Below are 18,242 nucleotides of genomic sequence, written 5' to 3'. Positions count from 1 at the left end.
AGTCCTCCTTTCTTTAATACATAAACATAATTATTGTAAATAACCCATGAATAATGTAGCCAAGCCAAAATAAATTAAAATACTGATAATATCATTAATGGTCGTAATAAAAGGGCCCGATGCAACAGCAGGATCAATTTTCAACCGATGCATAATAAGAGGCACGAGTGCCCCGGCAAGCGTGGCGACAATCAAAGTAGCAAAAATGGAAGTTCCCACGAGCACACCCAAAAAAATTTCTCCTTGCCATACATAGACGACAATCGTCACGAGTATACCGCATATACCGCCTGTAATCAGGCCTGTGCCCGCTTCTCTTATAATCAGTTTCCACTTGCTCTCGTTTTCCACGTCCCCTGTTGCCAAACCGCGGACAGCCACAGCCAGGGCCTGTGTGCCCGTATTTCCTGCCATTCCGGCAATGAGCGGAATGAAGACAGCTAAAATAGCGACCTGATTCAGCGTATCTTCAAATCTCCCAATAAGGCTTGCCGTAAACATTCCTAAAAACAGCAAAATGACAAGCCAAGGCAGTCGCTTGCGTGCCGCACTGAATGGGCCTTTATCCAGTGTATCAACATCACTGACCGCCGCAAATTTCGAATAGTCATCTGAAGCTTCTTCATCGATTACGTCAATTACATCATCTACGGTAATAATTCCGAGCAAGTGATATTGAAAATCGACAACCGGTAAAGCTAAGAAGTTGTAGTCTCTCATTTTTTTCGCTACCTCTTCTTGGTCCTCCGCAACAGACGCTGAAACCACTCGGTTATACATGATGTCGGCTATCATCACTTCGTCATCTGAGACGATGAGATCACGAAGGGACACGACGCCTACAAGCTTTCTTTCATCATCAATTACGTATATATAGTAAATGGTCTCCGCTTCCGGCGCTTCTCTCTTTAAAATGTGCATCGCCGACCGTACTGTTTGATTTGCCTTGATGGCAATAAACTCCGTTGTCATGATACTGCCGGCTGTGTACTCTTCATAGTGAAGCAATTCTTTGATTTCTTGTGCAGCCTCGTTATTCATAATCGTTAAATAACTAGCGACTTGCTCTTTATCAAGTTCGTTCAGGACATCGACCGCATCATCGGCATACATATGTGAAAGCATGTCAGCAGCAAAGGTTGGATGCATGGCCGATAATAACTGCTGATATTCGTCCTCCGGCACTTCCAGCGTCTCAAAAATATAGGCTACTTCAGCAGCAGATAAAAAACGATAAAGCTGAAGTCTTTGCTCCTCTTCCAATTCAGCATAAAACTTAGCCTGATCGTAAGATGGAAGAACGAGAAATTCTCCCCGAAACTCATCGATTTTTTGTTCTTCCAACAACTGAAGCAAGGTCTTCTCGGTTGATTCCCACCATTCTTTTTCATCAGAACGGCCCATTTTCTCCCCCCTTTCCGATTGGAAACTCATTTAACTTTATTATGAACCAGAAGGAAAATGCAACTAATATCCTTCAATCTTAACGAACATGTAAAAATCTGCCGGACTAATTGTAACCATTTTGTCATTGCAGTTGATATAATGAGAAGCAATACGGTAACAATACTTAAAGGCGACGGCTTTTGGCATTTCCTAGATCCATTCGCCTGTTTCAACATCCTTCTATAGTTTACACAAATAGCCCGCTATTTTATTTTGTTGAAAGGACGGATTTAGATGAAATTCGATATCATTGGAGACATTCACGGATGCCACAAAGAGTTTGTACAACTAACAAAAAAACTGGGATACTCTTGGGAACAGGGGCTGCCAAAACATCCAAATGGCCGACAGCTAGTATTTGTAGGAGATTTAACAGATAGAGGGCCGCGTTCTTTAGAAGTCATTCGTATCGTACATAAGCTTGTCATCCAAGAGAAGGAGGCTCATTACTGCCCTGGAAATCATTGTAATAAGTTATACCGCTTTTTTCTTGGAAACAAAGTCCAAATTTCTCACGGATTAGAAACAACAGTTGCAGAATATGAGGATCTTTCCTCCGCCGATCGAACAGCCATTCGTCATCAATTCATGGAATTATATGAAAGTGCGCCCCTTTATTTACAGCTTGATAACAATAAAGTCATTGTCGCTCATGCCGGCATTCGCGAAGATTACATCGGAAAGTTCAATCAAAAGGTTAAAACATTTGTTTTTTATGGGGACATTACAGGGGAAACCCATCCGGACGGATCACCGGTTCGCCGCGACTGGGCACAGCATTACAAAGGGAAATCCCTTATTGTTTACGGACATACTCCTGTCAAAGAGCCTCGGAAAATAAACAGTACGATAAACATTGATACAGGAGCGGTATTCGGCGGGAAATTGACCGCCTTTTGTTACCCGGAACAGGAAATCGTGTCCGTTTCATCTTCCATGCCTTATGTCCCGGAAAAGTTTCGTTCATTTGATGATTAATATGTTCCCGGCAATATAAGACGGCAGAAAAGTTTAAGGTGATTCAAACGGGATTATAACCGTTTGAATCACCTTATTTGGACAAGACGCTTCATATCCTCCGGAATATCAGCCCTAAAAGAAAAGGCTTTTCGAAGAATAGGGTGATAAAAATTCAGCTCATGACTATGAAGAGCCTGGCGTTCAATTTTGTTCCTGCTTCCCCCATACAATTCATCTCCTAAGAGAGGATGGCCTAAATATGATAAATGAACGCGAATTTGATGAGTACGGCCGGTTTCCAGCTTTAATTGGACATATGTACAATCATCCAAGCGCTCCAGTACTTCATAATGAGTAACCGCATGCTGCCCATCTGAACGGACTTCCCGTTCAATAATGCTTTCGCTTTTTCGTCCGATTGGTGCATCAATGGTTCCATTATCAACAGGAAGAATTCCGTGAACGAGTGCCCGATAAGTCCGATGAATGTTATGATTTCTTTGTTCTTTCGAAAATAAATGATGAACATATCGATGTTTGGCAACAATTAAAAGTCCCGATGTGTCACGGTCAAGCCGACTCACTAAATGAATGGTCGAAGCAATATGTTGATTTTCATAATAATGAAGCAGCGCATGGCTCAATGATCCAGTTGGATGTTCACGTGACGGAATACTTGATAAAAAGGATGGTTTGTTAATGACTAATATGTACTCATCCTCATACACAATATCAAGAGAGATATTTTCTGCCGCTAACCCTTCGCTCGGTACTTCAGGAGGAAATAAAACAGTTAATACATCCCCTCGTTCCAGAGGATAACGGACGGTTACATGCTCACCATTTACTAAAATATCTCCGCCATTAAACTTAATATCCGTTAAGGCTGTTTTAGAAATGTCGTGCTCTTTTAAAAACTCCCGTACTAAACGTCCGGAGTCTTTTTCACTTACAGTCCATGTCAATGTAAACTGTTCACTCATTCTTTTCTTTCCTTTCATTTAAAGCTTCGTTAAACAATGATGTTGGATTTTCAATATTTTGCAGGGATGAGTCAAAAACAGCTTGAATACAGTTTTCCATTCCCCTTTAGGAAACGAGGCCGACAAGTATATCTGTCGGCCTCGTTCCTTAGTCAGAAACGAATGAATCTCTTACCCGTTGCCAAAACGGAAATGCACGGAAGCGGGCAAATCGGATTTTTTCATCTGCAACACGAAATTGAATGGATTTAACATCCTTATGTAAAAGAGTAAGATGATCAATTGTAATCTGATAGTCCACATCATTGATTGGTTTCAACATACATGTATGATGCGACGGCAAAATGAGCGGGGAACCGATTGTTCGGAACACTCGATTGTTAATCGACGCCATCTCCGCAATTTGAAAAGCTTCCAATGAAGGATGCAAGATGGCTCCTCCGAGAGATTTGTTATACGCTGTACTTCCTGAAGGAGTCGAAATACATAATCCATCTCCCCGGAACGTTTCAAACAATTGTCCCTTTATTTCTAAATTCATGACAAGTGAACCTTCTACACTCTTCACTGTACATTCATTCAAAGCTAAATAACGCGATTCGCGATTGCCGTTTATATAACGGATAATAACTTCCAATAAAGGATATTCCACCACTTGATACGGAGTTTTCGCAATCGCGATGACCATTTTTTCAATTTCCTCCGGAACCCAGTCCGCATAAAAACCTAAATGGCCTGTATGTACTCCAATGAAAGCCGTTTTATCTAGACGATTCCGATAACGATGAAACGCATACAGAAGTGTCCCGTCGCCTCCCACAGAGATAACGATGTCCGGCTGATTCTCATCATATTCCAGTTGAAAATCCAGTAAATAGGTACGCATCTTTTGCATTAGCATGTTAGAAGTTTGATCACCTTTTGACGTAATGGCAAATTTCATTTCTTCACCCCATCCCATTTCTTTCCTTACCCCTGCCTTTCAATCCTGAAACGCTGGCTGCTCGGAATGTACCGTTGCAGAATTAGCACTATGATGTTTTCTTTCGTCTATTCTTCTGCATTTTCTTGCTTACGTAAGAAAATAACTTGCGCTTCCTGAATCTCGCCTCGAATTTGAGACATTTCTTCATCTAATCGAAAGGCTGCTTCCGCTGCACGATGAAGCCTTTCTTTAATCTCTTCAGGAAAATTTCCGCTGTATTTATAATTTAAAGAATGTTCAATCGTGGCCCAAAAATTCATGGCTAATGTACGGATTTGAATTTCGATTAGGATTTTTTTCTCACCGTTAATGGTCTGAACAGGATAGCGGATAACCACATGATACGAACGATAACCGCTCGCCTTTTTTTGGGTAATATAATCCCTTTCTTCTACAATTTCAAAATCCGTTCGCTGGCGAAGCATTTTCACAACCGTTTTAATGTCATCAACGAATTGACACATCATTCGTAAGCCGCCTATATCTTGCATCTCTTCTTCCAGCTTATCAAGAGGGATTCCTTTTCTTGCCGCTTTATCTAAAATGCTTGGAATCGGTTTTACCCTGCCTGTGACAAATTCAACTGGTGAATTTGTTGACTGCATTTCAAATTGTGAGCGCATCCCTTTCAATTTCACCTTCAGCTCTTCTACTGCCTGTTTATAAGGAGCCAAAAATAAATCCCAATGCTGTACCATTGCTAATATGTCCCCCAATCTGCCAATACTAACAAAACGAATCTGCTCTTTTTTTATGATTCGTCCTCACGAGCTAAAAAAATCTCTTCCACCGCCGAGACCATTTTCTCTCCGTAGTTAGCGTTTCCTTCAATGTTCTCGATTAAATAACGAAGCTCATCTAAAAAACTTTCCAATTGTAAAGTGTGATTATTCAGTTTTAGATATACGCCGTACTCACGATCAAGGGCCTCCTTTAAATGAGACCAATTCTTTTCAGGTACACTCACGTAAACAAATTGATCGTTAACGTCGATAATATAGATAAATGATAGATTATCGGAATCTGTAATCATTTGGGCGGCATCGCGGATTTCCTGAATCTCTGCCTCAAATGGTTGTGCAGCTAAATATAAATGCTCCTGTTCGATATAACTTTCTATCACTTCAATTCGTTTTTTCATATATAAACTCCTCCCAGCAATCCAATTCGTTTTTTATTTTAACATAAGGACGGGGTATGGGATAATAGGAACAACACATACTTAATAGAAGAAAGGACAAGCTTTATGAAACAAGAATTAGAAATTGAGTTTAAAAATTTACTGACAGAAGAAGAATTTCACAGGCTCGCCTCTCATTTTTCCGTAAAAGAGGACGATTTCATTACACAAGAAAATCATTATTTTGATACACCTGAGTTTTCTTTAAAAAATCATGGGACTGCCCTAAGAATTCGGAAAAAGAAAGAGATATATACGCTGACATTAAAGCAGCCCTATAATGACGGGTTGCTGGAATCCCATCAGTCTCTGTCTACTCAAGAAGCGGCCACGCTGTTAGACGGTGACGCAGCGATAACAGGCGAAATCGCAGGCCTCATTCAACAGCTTGGTATCGATGTCACTCGGCTCGTTCATTTCGGAACATTGGCAACCAAACGGTCACAACTTCCATATAAAGATGGACTTCTTGTGTTAGACCATAGTTTCTATTTAAATAAGGATGATTATGAATTGGAATTTGAAGCCGCTGATTTCCACGTTGGCAAACAGCAATTTAACGATTTGCTTGAACAATTCTGTATTCCGATTCGGCATACAGAAAATAAAATCCGACGATTTTACCAATTGAAATACTCACAAATAAGCGAGGAATAAGCATGGACGTTCAATCTTTGAAAACCTTACTTGAATTACAAGCTCTTCGCAGCTTTTCAGGGACACCTGTTTCCCCTTCCAATGCGAATACATCAATGTTTCAAGAAGTGCTGCAGCAGCTCCTTACCGATCAGGAAGAGCCTGTAAAGAAAGCAAATATCCAGCCTCTTTCTTCATATTCTTCCTTCCTCCCCTTTAAAACAGGAGCAGTAATGAGCAAAACGGCACAGCCAACTCCACCCGCAGTTCCTGTTTCACAGGGGTCCAGTATGGAAGGGATGATTGAAAAAACAGCTCAAGCATATAATTTAGATCCTAAATTGCTTAAATCTGTCATCCGTCATGAATCGAATTTTAATCCGAAAGCAAAAAGTCAGGCAGGGGCCATGGGACTTATGCAGCTAATGCCGAGTACCGCCCGTTATCTCGGTGTAACAGACCCATATGATCCTATGCAAAATATTAGCGGAGGAGCAAAATATTTGCGGCAGATGCTTGATAAATATGACGGTAACCTCTCCTTGGCACTTGCGGCTTATAATGCCGGCCCAGGCAACGTTGATAAATACGGAGGAATTCCTCCTTTCAAAGAAACGCAGCGGTATGTTCAAAAAATTACCAATACCTATTTAACATAACATGACAATCTTCCTTTTGATTCTTATGCTTGCTGCACGCAAAGATTCAAAAGGTTTTTTTGATTGAGAAACGCTGACCATACATATCCTAACAAGGGATATCCGTTCTTTCTCCAGCCTGAAAATAAAGAAACCTTTTAGTGAGAAGCGGCTCTAAAAGATGGACGAGCTAAGCTGATGTCACAACACGACCTATTCTTGTTTGGAAGCGAAAATTGTACCATTGGTTGGAGCGAAAGAAAAGTGAGCAAGCGAATAGTTTGAGATATTACCATGGCGTTGATACAATAAAGGAAACTTTATTCAGCAAGGGTCTTATTACCCGTTAAAGATAAGAACTGTTTTCGCGAACAATAGGTTTAAAGGAGTTATCGACATGACGAATCAAATGTATACGCCCTATGATGCGATTGGTGAGAAGATGTTAACAAGGCTTGTAGATGCGTTTTATAAACGAGTAGGAAATCATCCTGAACTTATCCCGATTTTTCCGCCTGACTTAACAGAAACGGCTCGCAAACAAAAGCAATTTTTGACTCAATACCTGGGAGGTCCGTCTCTCTATACAGAAGAGCATGGGCATCCGATGATGCGCGCCCGGCACTTGCCATTTCCTATTACACCATCAAGAGCTAAAGCATGGCTGAATTGTATGAGTGAAGCTATGGACGAAGTGGGACTTGAAGGAGAACTTCGCACCCAATTTTTCCAACGTCTTGTATTAACTGCCCAGCACATGATCAATACACCGGAAGATACCGACGAGGAAGGAAACTAACCTTGAGTGTTCAAGATTTCTCTAACCCTTCTTACTCTCTGTCACAGCTCTGTCAGGGTTCGAATAAGAAACCGTTGGAAATTTATTTTTTCATCGACCCTTTATGTCCTGAGTGCTGGGCACTTGAACCAATTGTAAAGAAACTTCAAATTGAGTATGGACAATTTTTCACTTTAAAACATGTGCTGAGTGGACGTTTAACAACTTTAAATACAAGACCAAAGCAACAATTTGAAGATATGGCGCGTGTATGGGAACGAACAGCAAGTCGTTCAGGAATGTCTTGCGATGGAAATCTATGGCTGGAAAATCCGATTTCCTCTCCGTATGCAGCCTCCATTGCGATCAAAGCAGCGGGATTGCAAGGGAAGCGGCAAGGCCTTCGCTTTTTACGAAAAGTACAAGAAGTCGTCTTTTTAGAAAAGCAAAATATTTCAGATGAAAATGTACTAATGCAATGTGCACAAGAAATAGGATTAGATATAGCTGAGTTCCATAAAGATTTGCGCTCTGAAAGTGCCGCAAAAGCGTTTCAGTGTGATGGAAAAATCACAGGAGAAATGGATGTGCAAGAAATTCCGACTCTCGTGTTCTTTAATGAAGATGTGGAAGAGGAAGGAATTAAAGTGACGGGATGCTACCCATATGAGATGTATGTACAAATTCTTCATGAAATGTTGGGATATCAGCCCTCTCCTTCATCGTTGCCCCCTTTAAATATGTTTTTACAGTATTTTAAGTTCGTAGCGACAACAGAAGTAGCCGTCGTCTACGACGTTTCGACAAAAGATGCGGAACGGGAGCTGAAAAAAATGCAGCTGCAGCAAAAAGTTGAACAGGTGCCTGTTAAATACGGAACGTTTTGGAAGTATATTGAGAGCTAATAAACAAAAAAGACCCGGAAATCCGGGTCTTTTTTGTTTGTCTTAAGACAACAAGGGGATGGGAGAAATTTTTCACGGTCAAACAAAGGGGTATATGTTTGTTTGTGATAAACTTCACGTTAATAATATAGCAAATTATGTCGAGTTTTGACAAGTGATTTCCCCTAAATTCACAAATTCGACAAATAAAATCCATTTCAAGGAAAAAGATGAGGGGGTAGCTTCGTACCATTACTTTTTCAAAAGGGTACCCCAAGCTTGGAATTTAAAGAAAAAACCATTTAATATTCGCATATATATTTAGAAATAAACCAAAGAAGAAAGGTTTTGAATCCATGCACAACATTTTACTGTTAATAGGAATCATGGCAATTATCGGCTCTTTCTTATTTTATTTTTTATCACTAATGAATTTAGCGCCTATTTTCATTGCTGCTCCCCTTCTTTTTTTATCCATTTTGGCCACCCTCTGGATTTTAAATATTCGTAACCAATTTAAAGGATTTTAAAGAAAAGTGGAGGCGACTGTTTAAACAGTACCTCCTGTCTAGCAAAAAGATGCTGCAAAACCATGGTTTTGCAGCATCTTTTTGTTATAGAGAAGCTAATAATTGTTCCATTTCCGTTAACTTTTGTTCAAAAACAGCAAGTGCTTCTTCAATTGGCTGTGATGTCGCCATATCCACACCTGCTTTTTTCAGTACATTAATCGGATAATCAGAGCTTCCTGCCTTTAAGAAACCGATATAACGTGCAACCGCCGGCTCCCCTTCTTCTAAAATCTGTTTGCTTAGCGCCGCTGCAGCACTGAAGCCTGTTGCATATTGATAAACATAATAGTTGTAATAGAAATGTGGAATGCGCGCCCACTCTAAACCGATTTCTTCATCAATGTGAAGACCGTCGCCAAAATATTTTTTATTTAACTCATAATAAGCATTCGTTAATAATTCCGGCGTTAAAGGTTCACCATTTTGGGCACGGACATGAATGTCGTGCTCAAATTCAGCAAACATTGTTTGACGGAACACAGTGCCTCGGAACCCTTCTAAATAATGATTTAATAAGTATAAACGTTTTTTCGGATCCTCAATCGTTTTTAAAAGATAATCATTCAACAAGGCTTCGTTGCATGTAGAAGCCACTTCTGCGACAAAAATCGAATAATCGCCGTACGGGTATGGTTGTGTTTTACGCGTATAATAGCTGTGCACAGAATGACCGAACTCATGTGCCAATGTAAACAGGTTATTCACATTGTTCTGCCAGTTCATTAAGATATACGGATTTGTCCCATATGTTCCGGAAGAATAGGCTCCGCTTCGCTTTCCTTTGTTTTCATGAATATCTACCCAACGATTTTCAAATCCGTCGCGTAATACATTTAAATAATCCTCTCCAAGCGGCTTCAGCCCTTCTAAGATGTACTCTTTTGCTTCTTCGTACGTCACTTCCATTTTCACATCTTTTACAAGCGGCGTATACAAATCATACATATGAAGCTCATCGAGTCCCAGCACTTTTTTACGCAGCTCCACATATCGATGAAGTAGATGCAAATTCTCATTTACCGTTTTAACAAGATTATCGTACACTTCTTCTGGAATGTTGTTATTGCTTAAAGCAGCATGGCGCGCTGAATCATAATGACGTACACGAGCATTAAAATTATCTTTTTTAACTGTACCGCTTAATGTACTTGCAAATGTATTTTTAAATTGTCCATATGTTTTATACACTGCCTTAAACGCTTCCTCGCGTACGCGACGGTCTTCACTCTCTAAAAAGCGAATATATCGTCCATGTGTAATCTCTACCTCATCGCCATTTTCATCTTTAATGGATGGAAACTCCAAGTCAGCATTGTTTAACATCCCAAACGTATTGCTGGAAGCCCCTAGTACTTCAGAAGCTTGCGCTAACAGCCCTTCTTCTTCAGCAGACAATACATGCGGGCGCTGGCGGTTCACCTCATCTAACGCATGTTCATATAACTTCAGCCCTTCTTTTTCCTGTAAAAAACCCTTGAGCTGTTGCTCATCAATGGATAATAGCTCCGGCGTCACAAATGAAAGCGAGCTCGCAACCTGGGTATATAATGTTTTAATCCGATCGTTTAAACCTTGATACAATGAATTGGTCGTATCCTGATCATAGCGCATATGGGCGTATGTATATAAAATGCTCGCTTTTCTCGTTAATTCATCTTGTGTTTGAAGCGCTTCATATAATGAATTGGCAGATTCGCCAAGCTTCCCCTGATATTTAGCCATATTCGGAATAAGAGCTTTTACTTCTTCAAACTCTTTTTCCCACGCATCGTCCGTGGTAAAGATATCTTCTAATTTCCATGTATCTTCAACTTTAATCTCACTGCGGGCAGGCAGTTTTTTTACAGCAGACTGTTCAGCCATTGTTCTTCCCTCCAATAGTCGTTTGTTACATACATTCGATTTCCATCAGGCTAATCCTTTTTATTCTATGAGGTTATGGAAAAAGCATTCAAAGAATGCTTTTTCCAATCGTAATAATTTTTTAATCATTTGTCATTACATTTGCTTTAACTTGTTTAACAGCTCCGTATCCTCTATAAAAGCATCGCTTGTTGTTTTCGGAAGCGTATAGCACCGCAGCAGCTCATAGCGCCCCATTTCCACCCTTTTCAGTATTTTTAAGGAGCACAATACTTCTATATACTCGTGAAGTGCCCTATAAGGCTCCCTGACTGGATTAAGGAAAAATTGGCGAAGACTAATTTCTTTTTGCCTTATTCGCTTTGAAAAAGAAAACACGATTTCATTCCATGTTACAGTATTGCCAATTGTTCGCTTGGAGAATAAATCAATCAGCACATATGCTTGCCAGATACACGCAGGTGTTTCGATTTCATAAAGCAACGGATGGGGAATTCCTGCCTCTGCGGGAAAGTGAGAAGGGGGAATACATTTTTCGTATAAGGTTCTTAAAAAACTTTCGTATTGCTTATTTCGATAGAGCATGTATGAAAGCCTCCATCTTTTCTTTTTTCTGTTCCACGCATAAAAAAGAGCAGAGAAGCGTTCTCTTCCTTTTGGAAAAAAATGCGAAAGGTTAACATATGGAAGGGGAATAATTTTCGGAGCGGCAAAAACTATCTTGGTGGAAAAGGGGTAAATATGCTGAAGTTGAATGAGATGTTGTTCAAGAGAAGAATAATATAGAAGAAATGGGGCATGAGGCAGGTCGGTACGAAGGAAATTCCATTCGAAAGGAGATAACTCATGGAGATAAGAAGAAATCCGTTTATATCTCTTTGCTCCCAAAATCCAAATTGGAGTATATCCTTCCCTTTCGTACGTTCTTGTTCTCTTACAAAGAATTTGATCGGACAGCGCGGCACACTGAAACTCGATGGGAAACTCCCTTGTATTTGTTTTCACTAATAAATCAGGCCGTTGACGGATGGATAACAAATATGGCTCAAGCTCGGTTCTATATTGTTTTTGAAGAACTGTGAAGAGCTGCTGTTTGCCAAGAAGATGGTACTCGCTCTCTCCTTCAAACTCCCCCTCACACGCCATCGTGCTGCAGTGAGAAAAATGTGGAATGTTTTTATTCCCCACCTTCAGCTTTACTTCTTCTTCACAGATGGGACAATAAAATTTCTCCTTCCCTCTTATTTGGCGAAGCCTTTGCCTTGATGGATAAGAAAGAATTGATACAAGTTCACCTTTTACATTTTGTGCTATCAGCAATTCCATTCACTCCTTTCATTTTGTTCTTCCTGATAATTCGCTATTTTCATTGCATTTCCTGTTAATCATATTAGATGAAAATGTCGATTTCGACGTTTTTTCATCTTTCCTCTAAAAAAGTCCGGATGAACCCCATCCGGACTTTTTTAGAGCAATGGAGACAACAACCTAGAAGTTGATTCAAACAATCGATGCAAAATGGAGCGCTGTTCAAAACCTTCTAAATGAATAGGTGCCGAGTCCTCCAAATCCTGCATATATTCATATACAAGCTTTTGAGTGCTGGATGTACGGTACAAAAAGGCATTAACCTCGAAGTTTAAGTGAAAGCTTCTCATATCCATATTAGCGGTGCCAATAGAGGCCAATTCTTTGTCAACAATCACAATTTTACTATGCATGAAGCCTTTTTCGTATTCATATATTTTGACCCCAGCTTGCAGTAACTCAGGAAAATAAGAACGAGAGGCATAGAACACAATCCGTTTGTCCGGCCGCTTTGGCACGAGAAGTCGAACATCGATTCCGCTTAACGCTGCAACCTTCAGAGCTGTAAAAATATCTTCATCTGGAATAAAATACGGTGATGCAATCCAAATGGACTCTTTAGCGGATGTAATCAAGGAAAAAAACAAATGCTTAATCACTTGCCACTCCCGATCTGGCCCTCCAGCAATCAGTTGAACGCCCCCGCAGTCTACTCCGTTTATATCTTGTAAATCGGGTGATAAATAGGCAGATGTCAACAATGTCTCTCCCGTCATGTAATACCAATCCTGAAGAAAAATGAGTTGCAGGGAACGAACCGCTTCTCCTTCCACTTTTAGATGGGTATCACGCCAAAACCCGAAATAACGGCTATGCCCTAAATACTCATCACCAATATTCAATCCCCCCACAAAGCCAATGTTTCCATCAATGACTATAATTTTACGATGATTGCGGAAATTCATCGTATCATTGAAAAAAGGAAGGCGAACGGGTAAAAAGGGGACCATCTCCACTCCCGCTTCACATAACTCTTCAATATAACGCTTTGATAATTTCCAGCTGCCCACTGCATCGTACAAAAATCGGACATAAACCCCTTCTTTCACTTTTTGTATGAGCTTTTCTTTAATTTGCTGCCCGAGGTTATCGTTACGGACAATGTAATATTCCAAATGAATATGATGTTTGGCATACTGAAGAGCATCCAATATAGCCGTATACGTTTCATCACCATTTGTCAGTGCCTGTGTTTCAGATGCAAATGAGATCGGTGTTTTTCCTAAGCGATGGGCGAGGTAGAAAAGATGGCGCTGATGTTCTCCCATTTGTTCCAAATGCTCATCCCGAACTTCTTGTGCTCCTTCCACTTTTAATAAGACTTGCTCATCAAGCTTGGCTTTCTTCTCAAACAATCGTTTCTTTCGAATGTTTCTGCCAAAAAAAAGATAAAAGAAGAAGCCTAAAACGGGAAAGCTTCCCAGCACAACAAGCCATGTCAATGTCTGAGTGGGATGACGATTTTCTAGTGAAATCATAAGACCGATTAATATCACACTAATGGTCATTAAAATGCTGAGGGCTCCCAGCCATTTACCATTCCAATGATCCTTTGTAATAAATAAAAGCAAAATAAATCCTGATGCAAATAATAATAACTGTAATCGGTTTTTCAAAGTCGATTCACCTATCTCTAAATTCTTTCCATCAATACGGGTTAAAGAAACAAGCTTCTTACGCTACGCTCCCTTCCCTTTAATCTCTCCATATCTTATTCCTATTCACTCCCGAATTCCATTTTATTTAAAGATTATATTAATTTTATGTTAACCTCGACGCACCGAAAACAAAGCTGACGACAAATAAAAACCGATTTCATAGTCGAAATCGGTTTTTATCGCTGGGAAAAATATTGTTTAACTTGCTTTAGTGCCTGCTGTTCCATGATTTGATTCCCGTATTCTTGGAGACGATGAATCGTGACAGGGGACTCATTTCCATATTCAAGCAAAACACTTAAAATATTATCTAAATCATGAACCATCTCATGTTCTTCCAAAAACTCCACATATAAATAATAACGTCCCTCAAACGAGTAAAGCTGATTCATGACGTCCTCAAGTTCCAGCCGGTGACTAAGGGAAATTACGTCTTCAAAGTCACGGAAACGAATGACAAATTGAAGAGAGTCGTCTTCAGATTCCAGCTCTTCATCCTCTTTGCCTTGATTGAACTGCTGATCCAGCATCGATTCAATTCGTTCATCGACAGGAATATCAATCTTCCTGTCTTCTCCAATTGGCACCTCAAACTTCTGCCCGTCTTTTGAAAGCTGAGCTTTCGTGACGATTACTTCAATTCCTTTTTCAAGTGCCTGCACTTGTATCCAAAGCGGTCCTTCTACCGCAAATTCTTCTTCTTGATGAATTTCGTCCATCATTTCCCAAAACAGCTCTTCGCTGCGCTCACGATTGAACCAAATCTCGTTTCGATCAAAGCCACGATCTTCTATGTCAATATAGGAGACATAAAATTTCACGGTATTATCGTTAATGCGCTCAATATCCATTAAACTCTCTCCCTTCTCTAAAGTCGGTTAAGGTAATGTGATCACAAGGGCTGTGGATATTACCTCTACTGCTGAAGGGACTACGCTACCCTCATGTGTAAGCAATATTATACTCACTTTACCCAAAAGTAAAGTAATATACTCACCTGATACGAAACCCCTAAGATTTCTTTGTACCTTGTACTTACATTTTATGATAAAATTCATAAGAAGGGAAATAAAAAAATCGGTTTTTTTGAAAAACCAACATCTGTCATTTCCAAAATAATCTTGTCTATATTCGCATATTCTTAAAATGAATATAAGTTTAGACTGTGATATCTTAGGGGGATTCTACATTGGATTTAGAACTACTATCTGCCGTCCTGCTTATTGTGGGAATTGATATCGTGCTCGGAGGAGATAACGCCATTGTCATCGCGCTCGCCAGCCGCAACCTCCCTGAGCAGCAACGCAACAAAGCAATTTTTTTAGGGACAGGCTTAGCTATTGTCGTTCGTATTGTTCTGACTGTTTTAGCCGTGTATTTGTTAACCATTCCTTATTTGCAGCTAGTAGGCGGACTTTTGCTTATTATGATCGCATTTAAATTGCTTGTTGATGAAGAAGATGATACGGCCAACATTAAAGCTGGGACTACACTTGGTGCAGCCGTCAAAACCATTGTTTTTGCCGATATTGTAATGGGTCTTGATAATGTTATCGCTGTAGCCGGCGCAGCACATGGGAATATTTTTCTTGTCGTGCTGGGATTAATTGTTTCTGTTCCTATCATTGTTTGGGGAAGTAAAATCATTTTACATTTCATAGAACGATTTCCTTCTCTTGTATACATCGGAGCAGGAATTTTAGGATATACAGCCGGGAAAATGATCACTCATGAAAAGCGATTATTTTTCTTGCTCGAGCAATATCCTTCACTTTCTTATATTGTACCAGTTGTAACCGTTATTCTTGTGTTAGCGAGCGGCTATATCGTCAATCGCGTACGCATCAAAGAAAGTTACCGCTAAAAAATACGAGGGTGTCCCAAAAGGTAGCGCACAGCGCTAACCTTTTGGGACACCCCTGTTTTTTTATGTAAAAAAACAAAAAGAATCGCCTGTTTTTGATATACTGTAGTCACCACAACAAACAACACATCAAAGGAGCGATTCTTATGTTTCAACAGTATAACACAAACCAACTCATTCTTCCATTAGATATTGAAGTATTGATTCCCCCACATCACGCCGGCCGAGTGGTCGACCATGCGATTGAACAAATGGACATGAACCTGTTCTTGTCGCAATATCCTGGAGGCGGCCGTCCTCCTTTTCACCCCAAACTGATGGTAAAAATCATCGTTTATGCCTACATTAAGGGAATCTATTCCTCCCGAAAAATAGCGGAACAGTTAGAAGAAAACATCTATTTTATGTGGTTAGCTGGCCATCAAAAGCCCAATTTCCGCACCATCAACCGTTTCCGTTCCGAGCGTATGAAAGACATTATCTATGAAACCTTCTTCTCGATTGTGGATTTACTTCATCAGGAAGGAATGGTGAAGCTGGAAGATTACTTTGTGGACGGAACCAAAATTGAAGCCAACGCAAACCGATATACGTTCACATGGAAAAAAGCCACAGAACGGTATGATCAACAACTGAATGAGAAATTCCGGCAGCTGGTGGCGCACATTGAAGAGACGACCGAAGAAGACGAGCAGGCCGAACCACTCTCCACGCCGGAACAGGAGACACCGATTACGTCTGAAAGGATTGCAGAAACGATTGAAAAGCTGGAGAATCGACTTCAACAGAAACCGAAGGACCGCACACTCAAGAAAGTAAAACGCCAGCTTGAACAAGACCTTCTTCCCCGGAAACAGAAGTACGAAGAACAAACGCGAATCCTCGGTGAACGGAACAGCTATTCGAAGACGGACCACGATGCGACCTTCATGCGTATGAAGGAGGATCCTATGAAAAACGGACAACTGAAGCCTGGCTACAATGTACAGATCGGAACGGAAGAGCAGTTCATCACCGGATTCAGCCTTCACCAAAAAGCTGGAGATACGACTTGCCTCATTCCTCATTTGAACGTATTGAAAAAGTACCATCGTCCAAAACCGAAAGCCTTGACGGCCGACTCAGGATACGGAAGTGAAGAAAACTACGCGTATTGCGAAACCGAACACATCAAGGCGTATGTCAAATACAACACATTGGATAAGGAACAAACGAAAGCATGGAAAGAACAAGTCAGCCGTTTAGAAAATATGACATATGATGAAGAATTGGACGAGTGGATTTGTGCGAACGACAAACGGTTGATGTTTCAATATGAAAGTCGACAGAAAACAGACAATGGCTATGAAACCATCAAACGAACGTACCTTTGTACCGAGTGTCCAGGTTGCCCTTTTCAATCAGCTTGTGCCAAGGATAAGGAAACGAAAAGCATTCAAGTGTCCATGAACAATCAAAGGCAGCGAAAAGAGGTGTGCGAACGGCTTTCATCGGAAGAAGGCTCCCAGAAGTATCGGAAGCGAAAAATCGAAGTGGAACCTGTCTTTGGACAAATCAAACACAATCAGGGATTCAAGCGATTCTCATTAAGAGGCCTTTCCAAAAATACGGTGGAATGGGGTCTTATTTGCGTTGCCCATAATCTCAAAAAATGGGCCACACAAATAAAAATAAAGCAAAAAATGGCCGGATAAAGAGAAGGAAATCCCTTCAAATGAACGGATTTATCCAATTATAACCAAATCATTACACCAAAAAGAAAAGCTGGGTCAAAAAAGTCGTTAATCAACGACCTTTTGACCCAGCTTCATATTTTTTAACTGAAAGGGCGAAGAAGTCTAAAGACTTCTTCGCCCTTTCAGTTTATATAAAAAAACTTCTCATTCTTGGATTTTTCGGCCATCCGTAAGAATTATTCATTATGAATGAATCCTATATTAATTTGCATTTACTAAGCGCTGCGCTTCACGCAATTGGAACGTACGCACTCTACGCGGTAAGAAGCGGCGAATTTCATCTTCATTATATCCAACTTGAAGGCGCTTTTCATCAATGATAATCGGGCGGCGTAAAAGTCCCGGATTTTGTTGAATGAGTTCATATAAATCTTGAAGCGGCATCATATCAAGTTGAATATCTAATTTCTGGAATGTTTTAGAGCGAGTAGAAATAATCTCGTCTGTTCCATCTTCCGTCATGCGTAAGATTTCTTTAATCTCATCAATTGACAGAGGTTCTGAAAAAATATTTCGTTCTGTATATGAAATGTCATTTTCTTCCAACCATGCTTTTGCTTTACGACAAGAAGTACAACTAGGAGATGTATACAAAGTTACCATTTAAACCTTCACTCCTCTTTTAAAATAAGGTTACTAACATATCAAAAATAGCTACAGCGGCTTTGGCTGCTGTATACTACAATATGTG

The 18,242-nt window shown here is 40.2% G+C and carries 17 protein-coding genes; 7 read left to right on the top strand and 10 right to left on the bottom strand.

The features are described 5' to 3' along the window. Positions 1-30: 30 nt before the first annotated feature. Positions 31-1,404 (bottom strand): magnesium transporter, encoded by a 1,374-nt coding sequence (gene mgtE / locus BK575_RS02145; protein WP_078408689.1) that lies wholly within the window; start codon positions 1,402-1,404, stop codon positions 31-33. 276 nt (positions 1,405-1,680) lie between these two features. Between mgtE and prpE the strand changes: the two genes are divergently transcribed. Next, complete coding sequence (gene prpE, locus BK575_RS02140; protein WP_078408688.1) at positions 1,681-2,424, top strand: bis(5'-nucleosyl)-tetraphosphatase PrpE; 744 nt, start codon at positions 1,681-1,683, stop codon at positions 2,422-2,424. A gap of 68 nt (positions 2,425-2,492) precedes the next feature. Here the strand turns inward: prpE and BK575_RS02135 are convergent, their stop codons facing one another. The 4 genes from BK575_RS02135 to BK575_RS02120 all read right to left on the bottom strand — a co-directional run bounded on the left by BK575_RS02135 (position 2,493) and on the right by BK575_RS02120 (position 5,515). After that, the gene (locus BK575_RS02135) at positions 2,493-3,389 is read right to left on the bottom strand and encodes an RluA family pseudouridine synthase (protein WP_078408687.1); all 897 of its coding nucleotides are present in this window, start codon (positions 3,387-3,389) and stop codon (positions 2,493-2,495) included. A 148-nt stretch (positions 3,390-3,537) separates the two neighbouring features. Then, the gene (locus tag BK575_RS02130; RefSeq protein ID WP_028398414.1) at positions 3,538-4,332 is read right to left on the bottom strand and encodes an NAD kinase; all 795 of its coding nucleotides are present in this window, start codon (positions 4,330-4,332) and stop codon (positions 3,538-3,540) included. A gap of 107 nt (positions 4,333-4,439) precedes the next feature. Then, the gene (locus BK575_RS02125; protein ID WP_028398413.1) at positions 4,440-5,072 is read right to left on the bottom strand and encodes a GTP diphosphokinase; all 633 of its coding nucleotides are present in this window, start codon (positions 5,070-5,072) and stop codon (positions 4,440-4,442) included. Between the two features lie 53 nt (positions 5,073-5,125). Then, complete coding sequence (locus BK575_RS02120; protein ID WP_078408686.1) at positions 5,126-5,515, bottom strand: UPF0738 family protein; 390 nt, start codon at positions 5,513-5,515, stop codon at positions 5,126-5,128. Between the two features lie 105 nt (positions 5,516-5,620). On the opposite strand from BK575_RS02120, the gene BK575_RS02115 reads away from it, so the two are divergent. The 4 genes from BK575_RS02115 to BK575_RS02100 all read left to right on the top strand — a co-directional run bounded on the left by BK575_RS02115 (position 5,621) and on the right by BK575_RS02100 (position 8,511). Continuing rightward, a complete protein-coding gene (locus tag BK575_RS02115) occupies positions 5,621-6,211 on the top strand; it encodes a CYTH domain-containing protein (protein WP_078408685.1) in 591 nt (196 codons plus the stop codon). Between the two features lie 2 nt (positions 6,212-6,213). Continuing rightward, the gene (locus tag BK575_RS02110) at positions 6,214-6,849 is read left to right on the top strand and encodes a lytic transglycosylase domain-containing protein (RefSeq protein ID WP_078408684.1); all 636 of its coding nucleotides are present in this window, start codon (positions 6,214-6,216) and stop codon (positions 6,847-6,849) included. Positions 6,850-7,225: 376 nt separating this feature from the next. Beyond that, the gene (locus tag BK575_RS02105) at positions 7,226-7,627 is read left to right on the top strand and encodes a globin domain-containing protein (protein ID WP_078408683.1); all 402 of its coding nucleotides are present in this window, start codon (positions 7,226-7,228) and stop codon (positions 7,625-7,627) included. Between the two features lie 38 nt (positions 7,628-7,665). Beyond that, on the top strand, positions 7,666-8,511 hold the full coding sequence (locus BK575_RS02100) for a ClpXP adapter SpxH family protein (protein WP_078414604.1): 846 nt from the start codon (positions 7,666-7,668) through the stop codon (positions 8,509-8,511). 593 nt (positions 8,512-9,104) lie between these two features. On the opposite strand, the gene pepF is transcribed toward BK575_RS02100, so the two are convergent. The 4 genes from pepF to mecA all read right to left on the bottom strand — a co-directional run bounded on the left by pepF (position 9,105) and on the right by mecA (position 14,802). Then, entirely contained in the window at positions 9,105-10,925 is a 1,821-nt protein-coding gene (gene pepF / locus BK575_RS02095; protein ID WP_078408682.1) for an oligoendopeptidase F, read from the bottom strand. A gap of 135 nt (positions 10,926-11,060) precedes the next feature. After that, positions 11,061-12,245: a competence protein CoiA gene (locus tag BK575_RS02090; protein ID WP_169907492.1), complete on the bottom strand. Its 1,185-nt coding sequence runs from the start codon at positions 12,243-12,245 to the stop codon at positions 11,061-11,063. A gap of 146 nt (positions 12,246-12,391) precedes the next feature. After that, positions 12,392-13,909: a cardiolipin synthase gene (gene cls / locus BK575_RS02085; protein WP_078408680.1), complete on the bottom strand. Its 1,518-nt coding sequence runs from the start codon at positions 13,907-13,909 to the stop codon at positions 12,392-12,394. A 218-nt stretch (positions 13,910-14,127) separates the two neighbouring features. Further along, positions 14,128-14,802 (bottom strand): adaptor protein MecA, encoded by a 675-nt coding sequence (mecA, locus tag BK575_RS02080; protein ID WP_078408679.1) that lies wholly within the window; start codon positions 14,800-14,802, stop codon positions 14,128-14,130. Positions 14,803-15,140: 338 nt separating this feature from the next. Between mecA and BK575_RS02075 the strand changes: the two genes are divergently transcribed. Both BK575_RS02075 and BK575_RS02070 read left to right on the top strand, forming a co-directional pair. Next, a complete protein-coding gene (locus BK575_RS02075) occupies positions 15,141-15,815 on the top strand; it encodes a TerC family protein (RefSeq protein ID WP_078408678.1) in 675 nt (224 codons plus the stop codon). A 146-nt stretch (positions 15,816-15,961) separates the two neighbouring features. Then, positions 15,962-17,509, top strand: coding sequence for an IS1182 family transposase (locus BK575_RS02070; protein ID WP_078408677.1), 1,548 nt, complete (start codon positions 15,962-15,964; stop codon positions 17,507-17,509). 243 nt (positions 17,510-17,752) lie between these two features. Here BK575_RS02070 and spxA read toward each other — a convergent pair whose 3' ends face one another. Next, entirely contained in the window at positions 17,753-18,154 is a 402-nt protein-coding gene (gene spxA / locus BK575_RS02065; protein ID WP_078408676.1) for a transcriptional regulator SpxA, read from the bottom strand. Positions 18,155-18,242 lie beyond the last annotated feature (88 nt).

The sequence above is a fragment of the Priestia abyssalis genome (genome assembly GCF_002019595.1).
GTDB lineage: Bacteria > Bacillota > Bacilli > Bacillales > Bacillaceae_H > Bacillus_BA > Bacillus_BA abyssalis.
This window is presented reverse-complemented; position numbering and strand designations above follow the sequence as displayed.

Bases quoted from the DNA above. Each gene is read 5' to 3' on its own strand.
- mgtE (WP_078408689.1), bottom strand. From the start codon at position 1,404: ATGGGCCGTTCTGATGAAAAAGAATGGTGGGAATCAACCGAGAAGACC.
- prpE (WP_078408688.1), top strand. From the start codon at position 1,681: ATGAAATTCGATATCATTGGAGACATTCACGGATGCCACAAAGAGTTT.
- BK575_RS02135 (WP_078408687.1), bottom strand. From the start codon at position 3,389: ATGAGTGAACAGTTTACATTGACATGGACTGTAAGTGAAAAAGACTCC.
- BK575_RS02130 (WP_028398414.1), bottom strand. From the start codon at position 4,332: ATGAAATTTGCCATTACGTCAAAAGGTGATCAAACTTCTAACATGCTA.
- BK575_RS02125 (WP_028398413.1), bottom strand. From the start codon at position 5,072: ATGGTACAGCATTGGGATTTATTTTTGGCTCCTTATAAACAGGCAGTA.
- BK575_RS02120 (WP_078408686.1), bottom strand. From the start codon at position 5,515: ATGAAAAAACGAATTGAAGTGATAGAAAGTTATATCGAACAGGAGCAT.
- BK575_RS02115 (WP_078408685.1), top strand. From the start codon at position 5,621: ATGAAACAAGAATTAGAAATTGAGTTTAAAAATTTACTGACAGAAGAA.
- BK575_RS02110 (WP_078408684.1), top strand. From the start codon at position 6,214: ATGGACGTTCAATCTTTGAAAACCTTACTTGAATTACAAGCTCTTCGC.
- BK575_RS02105 (WP_078408683.1), top strand. From the start codon at position 7,226: ATGACGAATCAAATGTATACGCCCTATGATGCGATTGGTGAGAAGATG.
- pepF (WP_078408682.1), bottom strand. From the start codon at position 10,925: ATGGCTGAACAGTCTGCTGTAAAAAAACTGCCTGCCCGCAGTGAGATT.
- mecA (WP_078408679.1), bottom strand. From the start codon at position 14,802: ATGGATATTGAGCGCATTAACGATAATACCGTGAAATTTTATGTCTCC.
- BK575_RS02070 (WP_078408677.1), top strand. From the start codon at position 15,962: ATGTTTCAACAGTATAACACAAACCAACTCATTCTTCCATTAGATATT.
- spxA (WP_078408676.1), bottom strand. From the start codon at position 18,154: ATGGTAACTTTGTATACATCTCCTAGTTGTACTTCTTGTCGTAAAGCA.